Origin of the sequence: Conexibacter stalactiti (assembly GCF_033542075.1) — a bacterium.
Lineage (GTDB): Bacteria > Actinomycetota > Thermoleophilia > Solirubrobacterales > Solirubrobacteraceae > Conexibacter > Conexibacter stalactiti.
In genome coordinates, this window is the sequence record NZ_JAWSTH010000129.1 from 1 (window position 1) to 16,202 (window position 16,202).

Genomic DNA, 16,202 nt, shown 5'->3' on the forward strand with positions numbered 1-16,202 from the left:
CCAACGGCGGCGACCCGAGCGGCGCGCAGGCGGCCGCGGCGACGGCGGCGTGGGCGGCCGGCGGCGAGGCGTCGGCGCGCGCGCTTTCGGGTCGCCCGACGGTGACCGTCGTCGCGGCGCCGCCGCTGGACCCCGATCGGCCCGCATGGAGCGAGTCGCGCAAGCCGGGCCGCGGCAGACGCCGCTACGAGGTCGTCGGCGCCAACCTCGAACGGCCGGCCGACGACGACGAGCTGCTGGCGCTGGAGCTGGGCGCGCACGATCGCGCCGCCGTCGCCGAGTGGCTGGAGGCGATGGCGCTGATCCGCGTCTTCGAGGAACGCGCGGCGCCGCTCGCCCGCGCCGGCAAGATACCCGGCGGCATGCACTCGGCGGCCGGTCAGGAGGCGGTCGCGGTCGGGGCCGTGCGGGCGCTGAAGCCGACCGACATCGTCACCAGCACCCATCGCAGCCACCACCACTCGCTCGCGAAGGGGCTGGAGCCGGCCGGGATCATGGCCGAGCTGTACGGCAAGGCCGGCGGCGTGCTCGGCGGCCGCGCCGGCCACCTGCACCTCGCCGACTTCTCGATCGGCCTGTTCGGCTCCAACGGGATCGTCGGCGCCGGCCTCGGGATCGCGACCGGCGCCGCGGTCGGCGCGAAGCTGCGCGGCCGCGACCAGGTCGCCGTCGGCTTCTTCGGCGACGGCGGCGCCAACACCGGCCGCACGTGGGAGAACGTCAACCTCGCGGCGATGTGGGAGCTGCCGCTGATCGCGATCTGCGAGAACAACCTCTACGCGGTCGAGACCCACCTGACGGCGGTCGTCTCCAACGTGACGATCGCCGACCGCGCCGCCGGCTTCGGCCTCCACGCCGTGCAGGTCGACGGCCAGGACGTCGTCGCCGTCCACGACGTCGTCGCGGAGGCACGCGAGCGAGCGCTCGGCGGCGGCGGCCCGACCTTCGTCGAGGCCCGCACCTACCGCTACAGCGGTCACACCGTCGACGACCCGGAGACCTACCGCGAGGCCGACGAGGTCGAGACGTGGCGGCGGGCTCGCGACCCGCTCGTGCGCGCCGCGCGTGCGCTGGAAGCGGCCGGGGCATTGGAGCAGGGCGGCCTCGACGCCGTCCTCGCCCGCGCGGAGGAGACGGTCGCCGCCGCGATCGAGTTCGCCGAGTCCTCGCCGTGGCCGGACCCGGCCACCGCCGCCGACGGCGTGTACGGCATCGAAGTCAATCTGGAGGGAAAGCCGTGAGCAGCCGCACCATGACGCTCTCGCAGGCGTTCGCCGAGGGCGTCGCCGAGGAGATGGAGCGTGACCCGGCGGTCTTCGTCGTCGGCACCGACCTGTTCATCCGCGGAGGCCACTGGGCGCAGGTCAAGGGGCTCGGCGAGAAGTTCGGCCGCGAGCGGATCCGCGACGCGCCGATCTCCGAGGCGGCGATGGTCTCCGCCGGGGTCGGCGCCGCGCTCAACGGCATGCGCCCGATCGTCGACCTCAACTTCGTCGACTTCGTCTTCGGCGCGATGGACGAGGTCGTCAACCAGGCGGCGAAGATCCGCTACATGTGGGACGTGCCGGTCCCGCTCGTGATCCGCGGCACGGCCGGCGTCGCCTTCGGCGCCGCGCAGCACAACAACCAGGTCGAGGCGTGGTTCGCGCACATGCCGGGCCTGTTCGTCGCGACCCCCTCGACGCCGTGGGACGCGAAGGGGCTGATCAAGTCGGCGCTGCGCGGCAGCGACCCGGTCGTCTTCCTGATGCACAAGATGCAGACCGGCCTGCGCGGCGAGGCCGGCGGTCCCGACGACCTCGTCCCGTACGGCCGCGCGGCGATCCGCCGCAGCGGCGCCGACGTGACGATCGTCGGCTACTCGATCATGGCGTCGAAGGCGCTGGAGGCGGCGAGACGGCTGGAGGCCGAGGGGATCGACGCCGAGGTGATCGACCTGCGGACCGTCTTCCCGCTCGACCTCGAGACGGTTGTCGCGTCGGTCCGCAAGACCGGCCGGCTCGTCGTCGCGGGCGAGTCGACGCGGATCGGCGGGATCGCCTCCGAGGTCGCCGCCGCGATCCAGGAGGCCTGCTTCGACGACCTCGACGCGCCGATCGAGCGGGTCGGCGCGCTGCACGCCCCGATCCCGCACAGCCCCGCCCTCTTCAAGGCGCTGATCCCCGACGTCGCCGACGTCGAGCGGGCGGCGCGCACCGCCCTCTACCGCGAGCAGCCGACGGAGGTGCCCGCATGAGCTTCGACCCCGCAGCAGCGGCCCGCCTCGACGACCGCGTCGCGGTCGTCACCGGCGCCGCCTCCGGCATCGGCCGCGAGATCGCCCTCACGTTCGCGGCGGCCGGCGCGCACGTCGCCTGCCTCGACATCGACGCCGACGGCGCCGAGCGCGTCGTCGCCGAGATCGAGGCGCGCGGCCGTCGCGGCGCCGCGCTGCGCTGCGACGTCAGCGACGAGCAGGCGGTCGCGCGCGCCTTCGAGCAGGTCGACGAGCGCCTCGGCGCGGTGCGGGTGCTCGTCAACGACGCCTTCTTCTCCGTCCGCGGGCGGCCGGAGGAGATCGCCGCGGCCGACTGGGCGAAGGTCTACGCCGTCAACGTGCAGGGCTCGTTCCTGTGCGCGCAGGCGGCCGCGCGCCGCATGATCGCGGCCGGCGAGGGCGGCTCGATCGTCAACCTCAGCTCGATCGGCGGCACGACCGCGCTCGGGCGCGGCAACGTCGCCTACACCTCCTCCAAGGGCGCGGTCGACGCGCTCACGCGCGAGCTGTCGGCCGAGTGGGGCCCGCATCGGATCCGCGTCAACGCGATCAAGCCGGCGCAGACGCGCACGCCGGCGCTCGATCGCCTGATCGCCGACCCGACCTTCGACTCCGACGCGCTGATCGCGCAGTGGCTGCGCGGCATCCCGCTCGGCAGCCTCGTTGAGGCGGGCGACATCGCCGCCGCAGCGCTCTTCCTCGCCTCCGACCAGGCGCGCATGGTCAGCGGCGTGCTGCTGCCCGTCGACGGCGGCAACCTCGCGTTCAACGCCGGCGGGACGACCGAATGGTGAGCGCGACCGACCCGACCCGATTCCTCTCAGGAGACTCATGCCTCGCCACAAGCTCGTGATGGCCGCACGCACCTTCGCTGACGTCGAGATCGAGCGCGAGCACCTGCGCGACGACGACGTCGAGGTGGTGCTGGCGCCACTGGAGACGCCCGCGGAGATCGCCGCCGCGACTGCCGGCGCCGACGGCGTGATCGTCACCGTCGACCCGCTCCCGGCCGCGAGCATCGCCGCCTTCGCGCCGACGGTGCGCGTGATCGGCCGCGCCGGCATCGGCCTCGACGCGATCGACCTCGACGCGGCGGCCGGTCGCGGCGTCGGCGTCGTGCACGTGCCCGACTACGCGACCGAGGAGGTCGCGACCCACGCCTTCGCGCTGATCCTCGCGCTGCAGCGCAGGCTGCTCGCCGGCGACGCGCTCGCGCGGCGCGACTACGGCGCCTGGCGGGAGCTGACGCCGGTCGCGCCGCTGTCGGAGCAGACGGCCGCCGTCGTCGGGCTCGGTCGCATCGGCCGCGCGACCGCCGCGCTGCTGGCGCCGCTGTTCGGCCGCGTGCTCGGCTACGACCCGCTCGTGACCGAGGCGCCGGAGGGCGTCGAGCTGGCCGGCTCGCTCGACGCGCTGCTGGCGGCGGCCGACGTGGTGACGCTGCACCTGCCGCTGACGCCGGAGACGACGGCGCTGATCGACGCGCCGCAGCTGCGCGTGATGAAGCGCGGCGCGCTGCTCGTCAACGTCTCGCGCGGCGGGCTGATCGACCAGCCGGCGCTCGCGCGGGCGCTGCATGACGGCGAGATCGCCGGCGCCGGGCTCGACGTGCTCGTCGCCGAGCCGCCGGCCGCCGGCGACCCGATCCTGAGCGCGCCGAACGTGCTGCTCTCGCCCCACTTCGGCTGGTACTCGACGGCCGCCGAGCGGCGCGCGCGGACGATGACGGTCGACGCGATGCTCGACTACCTCGCCGGCGGCGAGCTGCGCGGCGGCCGTGTCGCGCTCGACGGCCGGAGCGCGGTCTCGTGAGCGCCGTGCTGGAGCGTCGCCGCCCGCGGCAGATCGCCTCGCCGCTGGCGCGGCGGATCGCCCGCCTGCACGGGATCGACCTCGCGACGGTGACGGGCAGCGGGACGAACGGGCGGATCGTGCGGCGCGACGTCGAGGCGGCGGTCGCCGCCCCAGCGCCCGCCGCGCCCGCCCCGGCCGCGCTGCCGGCTCCCGCGCCCGCCCCCGTCGCCACGCCCACCGGCCGCGGCGACGCGACGACGCAGCCGCTCACGCGCCTCCAGCAGACGGTCGCGCGGCGGATGGCGGAGGCGAAGGCGACCGTGCCCGAGTTCCTCGTCGAGACGCGCGTCGACATGGATGTCGCGGTCGCGCTGCGGGCGCAGCTGAAGGCGGCCGACCCCGAGCGCGCCCCCTCCTTCAACGACCTCGTCGTGAAGGCGTGCGCGCTCGCGCTGCGCGAGCACCCGCGCGCGAACGGCTCCTACACGCGCGACGGCTTCCAGCTGCACGACCACGTCGCCGTCGGCGTCGCGGTCGCGGCCGACGACGCGCTCGTCGTGCCGGTGATCGCCGACGCCGACCGCCGCTCGCTCGGTGAGATCGCGCGCGAGGCGCGGCGGCTGGCGGCCGCGGTGCGGGAGGGGACGATCGCGCCGGCCGACCTCGCCGGCGGCACCTTCACCGTCTCCAACCTCGGCATGTTCGGCGTGACCCGCTTCCAGGCGATCGTCAACGTGCCGCAGGCCGCGATCCTCGCCGTCGGCGCGCTGCGCCATGAGCCGGTCGTGCGCGACGGCGCGCTCGCGGTCGGCCACGTGATGGACCTGGCGCTGACGTGCGACCACCGGATCCTCTACGGCGCCGACGGCGCCCGCTTCCTCGCGCACGTGCGCGAGCTGCTCGAACGTCCCCTGTCGCTGCTGCTGTAGCGGCGACCCGATCAGAGAAGAGAACAGAAGCATGCGAGTTGGAACTGCAGCGACGCAGGACGGTCCGCGCGCGGTCGTCGAGCGCGACGGCGAGCTGCTGCCGATCGGCGACGGCGCCACGCCGCTGGAGACGTTGATCGCGACCGGCGCGAGCCTCGAACCGGCGCCCGGCGCTGCGCCGCTGGAGGGCGCGCGGCTGCTCGCGCCGCTGCGGCCCGGCAAGGTCGTCGCGATCGGCCTCAACTACCTCGACCACATCCGCGAGGCGGGATTGGAGCCGCCGCAGCGGCCGCCGGTCTTCGCCAAGTTCACGACCAGCGTGATCGCCGACCGCGACGAGATCCGCGTCGACCGCGCGATCACCGAGAGAGTCGACTGGGAGGTCGAGCTGGCGGTCGTGATCGGCAGAACGACGCAGCGCGTCTCCGAGGCGGACGCGCTGTCGCACGTCTTCGGCTACACGGTCGCCAACGACGTCTCGGCGCGCGACGTGCAGTACGCCGACGGTCAGTGGGTGCGCGGCAAGAGCCTCGACACCTTCTGCCCGCTCGGTCCCGTGATCGTGACCGCCGACGAGGTCGCCGACCCGCAGGCGCTGGCGATCAGGACGCGCGTCAACGGCGAGATCGCGCAGGACTCCAGCACGAGCGAGATGCTGTTCGGCGTCGCGAGGCTGATCGAGTTCTGCTCCCACAGCTTCACGCTCGAAGCCGGCGACGTGATCGTCACCGGCACCCCGTGGGGCTGCGGCGAGTTCGCCGACCCGCCCCGCTCGCTCCACGACGGCGACGTCGTCGAGGTCGAGGTCGAGGGGATCGGCGCGCTGCGCAACCCGGTCGTCGACGTGCGCTGAGGCGCGCTTCGTCGACCCCGCACCAGACCCGGAACAACGGAAGAGGAGAGAGCCGTGTTCGTCAGGCAACGGAGGACGGTCGTCGCGGCGTGCGCCGCGGCGGCCGGCATCGCGCTGGGCGCACCCGCTGGGGCACATGCCGTCACGTCCGGTGACGCGTATGCGAACCAGGACGCGAACGCATGCAGCTGGACGATGGGCACCGCCGGCATCGAGAAGGTCGTCGCGTTCGCCGGCGGCGAGTTCGAGATGACGAGCCTGAAGAACAAGGTCGCCTCCCCGGTCGTCGAGCTGGTGCAGGGGACGACGGCCTCTGACGAGTTCCGCTTCGAGTGGGACGGCGCGACGCTGCGCGGCTCCAGCGGCGGCTGGAGCTGCGGTGCCGGGGCCGCGAGAACGGTCACCGTCGGCGGCGAGACGGCGATCCAGCTCGACATCACGCTGACGCGCACCGGTGTCGACGTGACCAAGCACTACATCGTCTTCCCCTCGACCTCGTTGATTCGCGAGCAGGTCACGTACAGAAACACCTCCGCGAGCGCGAGAACGCTGGCGAGACCGAGCTTCCTGCACCAGCGGATGCTCGGCGCCGACGCGGCCGCGGGCGACGTCGACCTGACCTTCATGACCGGCGCCAGCGCCGGCCATCTGAACCACGGCTCGTGGACCGCGCGCGTCGCGCCGCTGTCGAGCACCTATCGGCGCGACTTCGACAGCTACGACCAGCTGGCCTGCGGCAGCGACGCGCTGACGCAGAGATGCGCGGCGCAGGTCGCCTACAAGGAGACGAGCGCGACCTACGTCCCGTGGTTCGACTTCCACAACTCCAGACGCGACGACGGCGTCTCGTTCGGGCTCGACCTGCACGGTCGCTGGAAGGCGGCGGTCGGCAGCGTCGACGGCGCGCCCGGCGGCTTGTCGGTGACGCTGCCCAACTATGACGGCGTGCTCGCGCCGGGCGAGAGCGTCGACAGCCCGAGAGCGTGGACGCTGACCTACGCCGGCGACCACGACGAGATGACCAACCGGCTGCTCGCGTGGCAGTACAGATACCTGTGGGACTACACGCGCGACCCGTACTTCGCGGGCGTGCGGATGCTCGGCTTCTGGCGCGCCGGCGGCTCGGGCTACTACGGCACCGGCGGCGGCTACGACCCGACCGGCCTGCTGCAGAAGGTCTTCGGCCTCGCCGATCACATGCGCCACGTCGGCGCGGACGGCTACCACCGTGACTACGGCTGGTGGGACCAGATCGGCACGTGGAACGGTCCCGACTGGAGACAGAGCGGCGACTACCTCGCCAAGTCGGGGATCAGACAGACGCTCTATCAGCCGACGTACAACTCTCAGAGAGACGCGGCCGCGTACAACGTGAACCCGGCGTGGTGGGGCCAAGGCGTCCCCTGCAGCGAGAACGACGTCTTCGGCTTCAGACTGATCGACCTGTCGCTCGCGCCCGCGGCCGACTGGCTGCAGAGAACGCTGGTCGGCAACGCCGAGAAGTGGGGCGACCACGCCTGGCGCAACGACGTCTGCCCGATCGGCAACGTCAACGGCGCGATCCAGCTGAAGCAGAGCGAGGCGCTCGTCAGAGCAAGCCTCGGCTTCCTCGACGCGCGCCCGGACTCCTCGATCCAGAGCGTCAACTCCGGCGGCACCGAGTTCGGCTGGGAGCTGATCCGCCGCTCCTCCAGCGCCAGCTTCACCGATGACAGAGGCGACACCGCGCTCTACGACGCGTCGCGGCTGTTCCCGGTCGACAAGATCTCCGGGATGCCCGACAGATGGGTTCCGGACGAGTGCTCGGCGGCGTTCAACTTCACGCTCGCGTTCACGCCGGACTACACCGGCACGACCAGCGACCCGGCGAAGCTCGAGTGCCTGCGCGAGGTCGTCGAACGCTACCGCTACCTGAAGGCCACCGGCGTCGCCGGCCGCTGGATCCGCTACTACCACCCGAGCGGGACCGGCGTGCAGCGCGCCTGGCTGCAGCGAGTCAGCAGAGACGGCACGAAGAGCCTGCTGCTGCTCGGCAGAGACCAGACCGGCTCGGTCACCGTCTACCCGAAGGGCCTCAACCCCGGCGACAGCTACAGCGTCAGCTTCCAGCTCGCCTCCGGCACGGCGACCCGCACCGGCGCCGATCTGATGAGCAGAGGGGTCACGCTGACGAGCCCGCCGACCGGCGAGCTGATCTGGCTTGGACTGCCGAAGCGGCCGGGCGCCGGCGGCGACAGAACGGCGCCGAGCGCGCCGGCCTCGGTCACCGCGCAGTACGAGACGAACATGAGCGTCCCCGGCGTCGGCCTCACCTGGCCGGCCTCCAGTGATGACCACTTCCTCAGCGGCTACGACGTCCTGCGCGACGGCGCGAGGATCGCCGTCGTCAGCAAGGGCGCCTACTACTTCGACCACTCGCCGGCGGCGAGCACCCAGTCGACCTACGCGGTGCGCGCCTTCGACGCCGACGGCAACCGCTCCGCGACGGTCTCCACGACGCCGACCGCGACCGACGCGGTCGTGCTCGACGGCGCCGCGGCAGCGCTGAGATACGGCGGCAGTTGGAGCCACCAGACCGGCAGAGTCGAGGCGTACGCCGGGACGCTGTCGGTCTCCTCGACCGCGGGCGACTCCGTCAGCCACGTCTTCGAGGGCTCGGGCGTCACCTGGTACGCGAAGCTCGGCCCGGGCAACGGCAAGGCGGCGGTGACGATCGACGGCAGAGAGCGGACGGTCGTCGACCTGTTCGCGCCCGACGAGACCAACTGGCGGATCCCGGTCTTCTCGCGCACGTGGAACTCGACGGCCCGCCACCGCGTCGAGATCACGCTGCTCTCAGAGCGCAACACGCGCTCGACCGGGACCGCCGTCAACGTCGACGGACTGCGGGTGCGCACGACGCGCCCGACGATCACCGAGGACGACGCCTTCACCTACGGCGGCACGGGCTGGAAGCGCCCGAGCGCGCAGGTGGAGGCGTCGAACCAGAGCGTCACCTCGACCGCGTCGAGCGTCGCGCAGCAGTACGACTTCACCGTCTGCCGCACCGCGTGCGGCGGCTTCAGCGGGACGCAGGGCGGCAGTGACTGGCGCTACCAGGACCTCCGCGGCGGCGTCTGGACCGACATCGCGACCTACACGGCGAGAGATCCGACCTACGGCCGGATCTGGCACGACACGTCGCCGTCGATCGGTGGCTGGGTCTTCCCGCAGGCGATCCACCCCGGCGAGTCGATCGACACGGCGCGCACGTGGACGGCGCCGAGCAGCGGGACGATCGACATCGCCAGCCGGCCCGCCAAGGACGTCGCGGGCGGCGACGGCGTCGTCGTGAAGATCACGAAGAACGGCGCGACGATCGCCGGCCCGCGGACGATCGCGGCGGCCGACAAGGTCGGCGCCGACATGGACCTCGCCGGCGTCACGGTCGCCGCCGGCGACCAGATCCGCTTCGAGATCAATCGCGGCACGACGTACAACTCCGACAGAACGAACTGGGATCCGGAGATCCTGTACCGCCGTCCCGCCGCCGGCTGCGCGCTCGCCTGTCAGCTGTTCTCGGCGCAGCAGGGCGCCGGCGACTGGCGCTATCAGGGCGAGTCGGGCGGCAGCTGGAGCGACCTGCCGCAGTACGGCAGCGCGACCGCGGACGGACCCGGTTGGAACGACGGCGGGGGCATCGGGCCGCGCGTCGTCACCCGCACCGCGCTCCGTCCCGGCGCCGTCGGCGCGGCAGCGCGCACCTGGACGGCGCCGAGAGCCGGCGTCGTCGACCTCACCGGCGTGCCGGCGAAGCTGGAGACGAGCGGCGACGGCGTCGTCGTGAAGGTCACGAAGAACGGGACGACGGTCGCAGGTCCGCGAACGATCGCGGCCGGCGACACGACCGGCTCGGCCTTCGGGGCGACCGGCGTGACCGTCGCGCAGGGCGATCTGATCCGCTTCGAGATCGCCGCCAACGGGACGTGGGCCGGCGACCTGACGCGCTGGGATCCGACGGTGAGATACCAGGGCGCGGGCTGCCAGCTCGCCTGCCAGCTGTTCAGCGACGTGCAGGGCCACGGCAATTGGCGGTATCAGGACCAGCGCAACGGCTCCTGGACCGACATCGCGTCGTTCCTGCCGACCGGCTTCCCGACCGGCCCGACGTGGCACGACGCGACGCCGACGGTCGGCGGCTGGGTCTTCGCCGGGGTGCAGCACCCGGGCCAGTCGCTCGACACGGCGCGGACCTGGATCGCGCCGGTCACCGGCACCGTCGAGATCGCGTCGAGGCCGTTCAAGTTCGACACCAACCCGGCCGGCGACGGCGTCGTCGTGCGGGTGACGCGCAACGGCAGAACGGTGCTGGGCCCGCGAACGATCGCGGCGACCGACGGCACCGGCTCGGCGTTCGACCTGAGCGGGCTCGACGTCGCGGCCGGTGACGCGATCCGCTTCGAGATCAACCGCAACGGCACGTACAGCTCCGACCAGACCAGCTGGGACCCGCAGATCGACTACACCGCGACCGGCACCGCGCCGGCGCCGTCGTACGACCCGCTGAGCACCTCGACGCCGTCGGGGCCGCTGACCGCGGAGGCGACCGTCACCGGCAGAGCGATCGAGCTGATCGGTCGCCGCTGCGACGCTTGCGGCGTCATCGACGTCTACGTCGACGGCGTCTTCTCCGATCGCGTCGACACGTTCGGCTTCCGCGGGCCGAACACGTGGCAGGCACTGCTGTGGAAGCGCAGCTGGGCCACCTCGGCGGCGCGCAGAGTGAGAGTCGTCGTGACCGGCGCGAAGTCGCAGGAGGCCCGCGCCGCGGCGGTCTTCCTCGACAGCATCCAAGCGACCGGATGATCCTGGACGCAGACAATCTCGCGGACTACCTGCGAGATCTCGCGATCGCCCCCGCGGAGGGGGCGGTCGCGGTGCGTCCGCTCAGCGGCGGCGTCTCCGGGACGGTGCTGCTGGCGGAGTGGGAGCGGGGCGGCGTCGTCGTCAAGCAGACGCACACGCGGATGCGCGTCGCCGCCGACTGGGAGTTCGACCGGCGGCGGGTCTTCGTCGAGCGCGACTGCCTCGCGCTGCTGGCGCGGATCGCGCCCGGGGTCGCGCCGGAGGTCGTCTTCGCCGACGACGAGCGGTTCGCCTTCGGCATGACGGTCGCGCCGCCGGGCGGCGTCGTGTGGGCGCAGCCGCTGCGCGCGGGGGAGACGCTCCCGCACGCGACGGTCGCCGCCGCCGAGCTGCTCGCGCGGCTGCAGACGGGCACCGCCGGCGACGCGGCGGTGGCGCGCCAGTTCGACGACCTGATGCCGCTCGTGCAGGGTCGCGTCGACCCGTTCCACCGCACGGTCGCGCTGGCCCGCCCGGAGCTGGCCGGAGCGATCGGGCAGGAGGTCGAGCGGCTGCTGTCGGTGCGGCGCGTGCTCTCGCACGGTGACTTCTCGCCGAAGAACGTGATCGCCTACCCCGACCGCGTGCTGCTGCTCGACTGCGAGACCGCGCACTGGGGCGATCCCTCGTTCGACGTCGCCTTCATGCTGATGCACCTGCTGCTCGACGGCAGCCGCCCCGGCCGCGCGCACGCCGCGGCTGTCGCGGACGCGACGCGCTTCTGGACGACCTACCGCGCGGCCGGCGGGCAGGCCGACGACGAGCGTGCCGTCGTCGCCGAGCTGGCCTGCCTGCTGCTCGCGCGCGTGCACGGCAAGTCGCCGCTGCCGACGCTCGTGACCGCCGCGCAGCGCGAGGCGGTCACACGCTTCGGCACCGAGCTGCTGCTCGACGGGGCGCTGCGCGACGTGACCGCCGCACTGACGCTCGCATCTGACCATCTCGATCTTCCCGCAGGAGCCGTATGACCACCATCGCCGCACTCGACGCGCTCGAGATCCTCGACTCCCGCGGCCGCCCGACCGTCGAGGCGCGGCTGACGCTCTCCGACGGGCGCGCGGTGAGCGCGAGCGTGCCGTCGGGCGCCTCGACCGGCCGCCACGAGGCGGTCGAGCGGCGCGACGGCGACCTCTCCCGCTACCGCGGTCGCGGCACGCGCGGGGCGGTTGCCGCGATCGACGGCGAGATCGCCGCCGCGCTGATCGGCCGCGAGCCGCGGCAGCGCGAGGTCGACGCGGCGCTGCGCGCGCTCGACGGCACGCCCGACAAGTCGCGCCTCGGCGCCAACGCGATCCTCGCCGTCTCGCTCGCGACCGCGCGCGCGGCGGCGCTGGTCGCCGGCGAGCCGCTGTGGCGCCACCTCGCCGCGGGTGCTGAGGTGACGCTTCCGCGGCCGATGGTCAACATCGTCAGCGGCGGCCTGCACGCCGGGCGCCAGCTCGACTTCCAGGACTTCCTCGTGATCCCGCTCGCCGCGAGCAGCTTCAGCGCCGCGCTGGAGACGGTCGTCGCCGTCCACGCGGCGACCGGCGAGCTGCTGGCGGAGCGCGGCCTCTCGACGCTGAAGGCCGACGAGGGCGGCTACGGACCGGCGCTGCCCGACCACCGCGCCGCGCTGCGGCTGCTCGACGACGCCGTCCGCCGCGCGGGACTGGAGCCGGGCGAGCAGGTCGCGTACGGGCTCGACGTCGCCGCGACGCACTTCTTCGACGCCGCGACGGGCAGCTACCGGCTGGCGTCGGAGCAGCGCACGCTCGACGCCGCCGAGCTGGCCGGCTACGTCGAGCAGCTCGCCGCGGAGCACCCGATCGTCTCGATCGAGGATCCGCTCGCGGAGGACGACTGGCCCGCGTGGGCCGAGCTGACCGCGCGCCTCGGGGGGCGGATGCAGGTGATCGGCGACGACCTCTTCACGACCGACCTGCAACGGCTGGAGCGCGGCATCGCGGAGCGCTCGGCCAACGCCGTGCTCGTGAAGATGAACCAGATCGGCACGATCAGCGAGACGGCCGACGTCGTCGCGCACGCCAAGGCAGCCGGCTTCACCACCGTCGTCTCCGCGCGATCGGGCGAGACCGAGGACGACGCGCTCGCCGACCTCGCCGTCGGCCTCGCGGGCGGTCAGATCAAGGTCGGCTCGGTGACGCAGTCCGAACGGCTGGCGAAGTACAACCGCCTGCTGCGGATCGAGCGCGACCTCGGCGAGCAAGCCCGCCTCGCGCCGCTGCCGGAGACGCTGCGGAGCGCGTGAGCTAGCTCGGCGCGGGGGCGACGGCGAGCGCTTCGGCGATCGCGGCGTCGGCGAGGTCGCGGTCCCACGTCGCGACGACGAGATCCTCGGCATCGACGGTGAGCGCGGAGGCGAGATGGACGGCGTCGTAGCCGCGCAGCGCCCGCTGCTGCGCGAGCCGTCCCGCGGATCTCGCGAGCGGATCGTCGAGCCCGATCACGGTGAGCTCGTCGAACAGCTCGTCGATCTCGCGCGTGGCGCTTCTCAGCGTGCCCGCGTCGATCCGGCCGCCGCGGTGCGCGGCGGCGGCAGCTGCGCGCGCCTCGGGATAGACCAGCTGACTCGAGGCGACGGCCTCGGCGCGGTCCCACAGCTCTACCGCGATCTCGGACCCGGGCTCGTCGAAGACGAGCTTGATCAGCGCCGAGGTGTCGAAGTAGACGATCAGCGTCGCTGCTCGGCGACGAGATCGGACACGGACGCCTCAGCCGACAGCCGTCTGCGCTCGCCGGCGGGGCGCTTCGGCCGTGCGGGCTCGCGCAACAGCCCACGCGCGCGCAGGTCCGCGAGCGGATCGCCGGACTCCAACGGGGAGAGCCGCGCGACGCGTTGGCCCCGCATCGTCACGAAGACCTCGCCTCCTTCCGCCGCGTGCCGCACATAGCGACTGAGCTGGTCGTGCAGCTCGCGCACGCCGACCTCTCTCTTGAGCGCTGTGCGATGTGGCGTCATGACGACAATCGTAGACGCTACATGGGAACGGCGCATCATCCGACCCGGGTGGTGTCAAATCACCCATTTTCAGGAGATCATCCAGTGATGGGGGTCCTGCTGCTGCTCGTCGTCGTGCTGGCGCTCGCCGCGCCGGTGGCGCGCGGCGACGTGCTGCTCGACGAGAGCTTCAGCGGCCCGACGGCGTCGATCCCGCTGCGCGTCGGCGGCAGCTTCGTGCCGTGCCTGACGGCGTCGACCGACACCGCACAGGCGAACGTGGCCGGCTGCGCGCCGGGGCAGCCGTCGATCCCGGCCGGCGGCGACGCCGACGGGCAGGGGGCGCTGCGGCTGACCGACAACGGCCGCGATCGCTCCGGCTTCGCGATCTACCGTCGCGCCTTCCCGCTGACCGAGGGCCTCCGTTTCACCTTCACGACATTCGCGTACAACGGCACGCGCGTGCCCGGCTACGGCGCCGCCGACGGGATCTCGGTCTTCCTCGCCGACGGTGCGATCGCGGCGAGCACGCCCGGCGCCTTCGGCGGCAGCCTCGGCTACGCGCAGAAGTCGCTCGACTTCGAAGCGAGCGTGCCCGACATAGCTGGCGTCCCGGGCGGCTACGTCGGCGTCGGGATCGACGAGTTCGGCAACTTCGCCAACGACCGCGAGGCGCGCGGCTACGGCTGCTCCAGCCGCGTCGACCGCGACATCCATCCCAACTACGTCAGCCTGCGCGGCGCCGGCGTCGCGGGCAGCGACTGGCTGCGCGGCTACTGCCTGCTCGACCGCGAGCCGGCGCCGGGCGTGCTCGACGCGCCCGACGCCGTCAGCCGCGCGGCGCCGGGCGTCGCGCACACCTTCCGGCTGGAGGTCGACCCGGCCGGCAACCCCGACGGCACGCCGAACCTCGCCGCGCGCGTGCGGCTGCTCGCCGACATGGCGAGCACGGGCGCGTTCGTGCCGGTGCTCGACGCGCCGCTCCCGCCCGACCCGCCGACGACGTTCGAGTTCGGGATGGCCGCCTCGACGGGGATGGGCACCAACATCCACGAGCTGCGCGCGCTGAGACTGGAGACGCTGCGCGACCTGCCGCGCTGGACGCTCGCGAAGTCCCACCCCGAGCCGCTCGTGGCCGGAACGCGCGGCCGTTTCACGCTGCGCGCGGCGCTGGCGGCCGACGGCGGCGCCGCCTACGCGCCGGTCACGCTCGACGACGACCTGCCGCCGGGGCTGACCGTCGCGGAACCCCCGCACGGCGACGGCTGGGAGTGCGGCGCGACGGTGCTCGGCTCCGCGACGACTCGCTGCACGTACGCCGCGTCGCTGACCGATCCGCTCACGCCGGGCACGCGGCTGCCACCCGTGACGGTGCCGGTGGCGGTCGCCGCCGACGCGGTCGGTGAGCGCGTCAACGTCGCACGGCTGAGCGGTGACGAGCTGCTCGAACCGGTCATCGCGAGAGACCCGTTCGAGCTGGGGCGCTCGCTCGACCTGCGGATCGACAAGCGAGCGCAGCCGGCGCGGATCGCGGCCGGCGACACGACCAGCTTCACGCTCGTGGTCGTCAACGACGGGCCCAGCGACGCGCCGCGCGTGCTCGTGACCGATCGCGTGCCGGAAGGGCTGCGCTACGCCGACGCGCTGCCGAGCCAGGGCAGCTGCCGTCGCACCGCCGCCCTCTTGCGCTGCCGGCTCGGCGGGCTGCGCGCAGGCGCCAGCGCGCACATCGTGATCGACGCGGTCGCGACCGCTGCCGCGAGCGGCCGCACGCTGCGCAACGTCGCCGTCGTCCGCGCCGCTGGCGACCGCGACCCGCGCAACGACGAGGACGACGCTGCGGTGGAGGTCGTCGGCCCCGACGATCCCAGCCCGCCGCCTGCTCCGATCCCGCCGCCCCCGCCGCTCCCGCCGACGCCGATGCCGACCGGTGGAGAGGTCGCCCAGCTCGTCGTCGAGAAGCGCGCGGCGGTCGCGCGCGCTCAGGTCGGGCAGCCGGTCGACTATGAGATCCGCGTTCGCAACACGGGCAGCGCGACCGCGCGCGACGTCGTCCTGACCGACACGACGACGCTCGCCGGCGACGTGCGCGCGGCCGCGGCGGCGACGACGCTCGCCGGCAGCGTCCGCCCCATCGCCTCGCTGCGGCGCGCCTGCACCCGCTCCAGCGGCACGGTCGTCCGCTGCCGCCTCGGCGATCTCGCGCCCGGCGCGACGACGACGATCCGCGCGCAGGTCGTCTACGAGCGGGCCGGGCGGGCGCTCGACACGGCCTCCGTCGCGCCGGCCTATGGGTCGCTGGAGGCGCGCTCGGACACGGCCGGTGTGATCGCGGCCGGCGGCGCGGCGCTGGCGATCGAGAAGCACGCCAGTCGCACGCGGCTGCACGTCGGCGACGCCGTCCGGTTCCGCATCGCCGTCCGCTCGCTCGGCCCCGAGCCGGCGCGGCGGCTGCGCGTCTGCGACCGCCTGCCGCGGGCGCTGCGGCTGCTCGCGGCTCCGGGCGCGCGTCGTGCGCCCGCTGCCCGCGCGGCTCGCCCGGCA

11 protein-coding genes and 1 pseudogene are annotated in these 16,202 nt (G+C 73.6%); 10 read left to right on the plus strand and 2 right to left on the minus strand.

Annotation, left to right across the window (positions count from 1 at the left end; genetic code table 11):
• The 9 genes from R7226_RS28120 to eno form a co-directional block, all read left to right on the plus strand.
• The coding region (locus R7226_RS28120) for a thiamine pyrophosphate-dependent dehydrogenase E1 component subunit alpha (protein WP_318600769.1) at positions 1-1,241 on the plus strand (1,241 nt) is incomplete at its 5' end.
• Complete coding sequence (locus R7226_RS28125; RefSeq protein WP_318600771.1) at positions 1,238-2,236, plus strand: alpha-ketoacid dehydrogenase subunit beta; 999 nt, start codon at positions 1,238-1,240, stop codon at positions 2,234-2,236. The genes R7226_RS28120 and R7226_RS28125, both read left to right, overlap by 4 nt.
• On the plus strand, positions 2,233-3,051 hold the full coding sequence (locus R7226_RS28130; RefSeq protein ID WP_318600772.1) for an SDR family NAD(P)-dependent oxidoreductase: 819 nt from the start codon (positions 2,233-2,235) through the stop codon (positions 3,049-3,051). Before R7226_RS28125 ends, R7226_RS28130 begins: the two co-directional genes overlap by 4 nt.
• 37 nt (positions 3,052-3,088) lie before the next feature.
• Positions 3,089-4,069: a C-terminal binding protein gene (locus tag R7226_RS28135; RefSeq protein WP_318600773.1), complete on the plus strand. Its 981-nt coding sequence runs from the start codon at positions 3,089-3,091 to the stop codon at positions 4,067-4,069.
• Positions 4,066-4,980 (plus strand): dihydrolipoamide acetyltransferase family protein, encoded by a 915-nt coding sequence (locus R7226_RS28140; RefSeq protein ID WP_318600774.1) that lies wholly within the window; start codon positions 4,066-4,068, stop codon positions 4,978-4,980. Before R7226_RS28135 ends, R7226_RS28140 begins: the two co-directional genes overlap by 4 nt.
• Positions 4,981-5,011: 31 nt before the next feature.
• A complete protein-coding gene (locus R7226_RS28145) occupies positions 5,012-5,833 on the plus strand; it encodes a fumarylacetoacetate hydrolase family protein (RefSeq protein ID WP_318600775.1) in 822 nt (273 codons plus the stop codon).
• A 195-nt stretch (positions 5,834-6,028) separates the two neighbouring features.
• The gene (locus tag R7226_RS28150; RefSeq protein WP_318600776.1) at positions 6,029-10,678 is read left to right on the plus strand and encodes a hypothetical protein; all 4,650 of its coding nucleotides are present in this window, start codon (positions 6,029-6,031) and stop codon (positions 10,676-10,678) included.
• Positions 10,675-11,685, plus strand: a complete 1,011-nt coding sequence (locus tag R7226_RS28155) for a phosphotransferase family protein (protein ID WP_318600778.1) — start codon at positions 10,675-10,677, stop codon at positions 11,683-11,685. Before R7226_RS28150 ends, R7226_RS28155 begins: the two co-directional genes overlap by 4 nt.
• The gene (gene eno / locus R7226_RS28160; protein WP_318600779.1) at positions 11,682-12,968 is read left to right on the plus strand and encodes a phosphopyruvate hydratase; all 1,287 of its coding nucleotides are present in this window, start codon (positions 11,682-11,684) and stop codon (positions 12,966-12,968) included. The genes R7226_RS28155 and eno overlap by 4 nt, the downstream gene beginning before the upstream one ends.
• Position 12,969: 1 nt before the next feature.
• On the opposite strand, the gene R7226_RS28165 is transcribed toward eno, so the two are convergent.
• On the minus strand, positions 12,970-13,395 hold the full coding sequence (locus tag R7226_RS28165) for a type II toxin-antitoxin system VapC family toxin (RefSeq protein ID WP_318600784.1): 426 nt from the start codon (positions 13,393-13,395) through the stop codon (positions 12,970-12,972).
• Complete coding sequence (locus tag R7226_RS28170; protein ID WP_318600781.1) at positions 13,392-13,679, minus strand: type II toxin-antitoxin system Phd/YefM family antitoxin; 288 nt, start codon at positions 13,677-13,679, stop codon at positions 13,392-13,394. Before R7226_RS28170 ends, R7226_RS28165 begins: the two co-directional genes overlap by 4 nt.
• An 87-nt stretch (positions 13,680-13,766) precedes the next feature.
• Here R7226_RS28170 and R7226_RS28175 point away from each other — a divergent pair.
• A pseudogene (locus R7226_RS28175) lies at positions 13,767-16,202 on the plus strand (lectin-like domain-containing protein); the annotation flags it as partial.

What these genes read in the sequence shown, in the direction of transcription:
- R7226_RS28130 (WP_318600772.1), top strand. Translation starts at nt 2,233, where the DNA reads ATGAGCTTCGACCCCGCAGCAGCGGCCCGCCTCGACGACCGCGTCGCG.
- R7226_RS28145 (WP_318600775.1), top strand. Translation starts at nt 5,012, where the DNA reads ATGCGAGTTGGAACTGCAGCGACGCAGGACGGTCCGCGCGCGGTCGTC.
- R7226_RS28170 (WP_318600781.1), bottom strand. Translation starts at nt 13,679, where the DNA reads ATGACGCCACATCGCACAGCGCTCAAGAGAGAGGTCGGCGTGCGCGAG.
- eno (WP_318600779.1), top strand. Translation starts at nt 11,682, where the DNA reads ATGACCACCATCGCCGCACTCGACGCGCTCGAGATCCTCGACTCCCGC.
- R7226_RS28155 (WP_318600778.1), top strand. Translation starts at nt 10,675, where the DNA reads ATGATCCTGGACGCAGACAATCTCGCGGACTACCTGCGAGATCTCGCG.
- R7226_RS28135 (WP_318600773.1), top strand. Translation starts at nt 3,089, where the DNA reads ATGCCTCGCCACAAGCTCGTGATGGCCGCACGCACCTTCGCTGACGTC.
- R7226_RS28150 (WP_318600776.1), top strand. Translation starts at nt 6,029, where the DNA reads ATGGGCACCGCCGGCATCGAGAAGGTCGTCGCGTTCGCCGGCGGCGAG.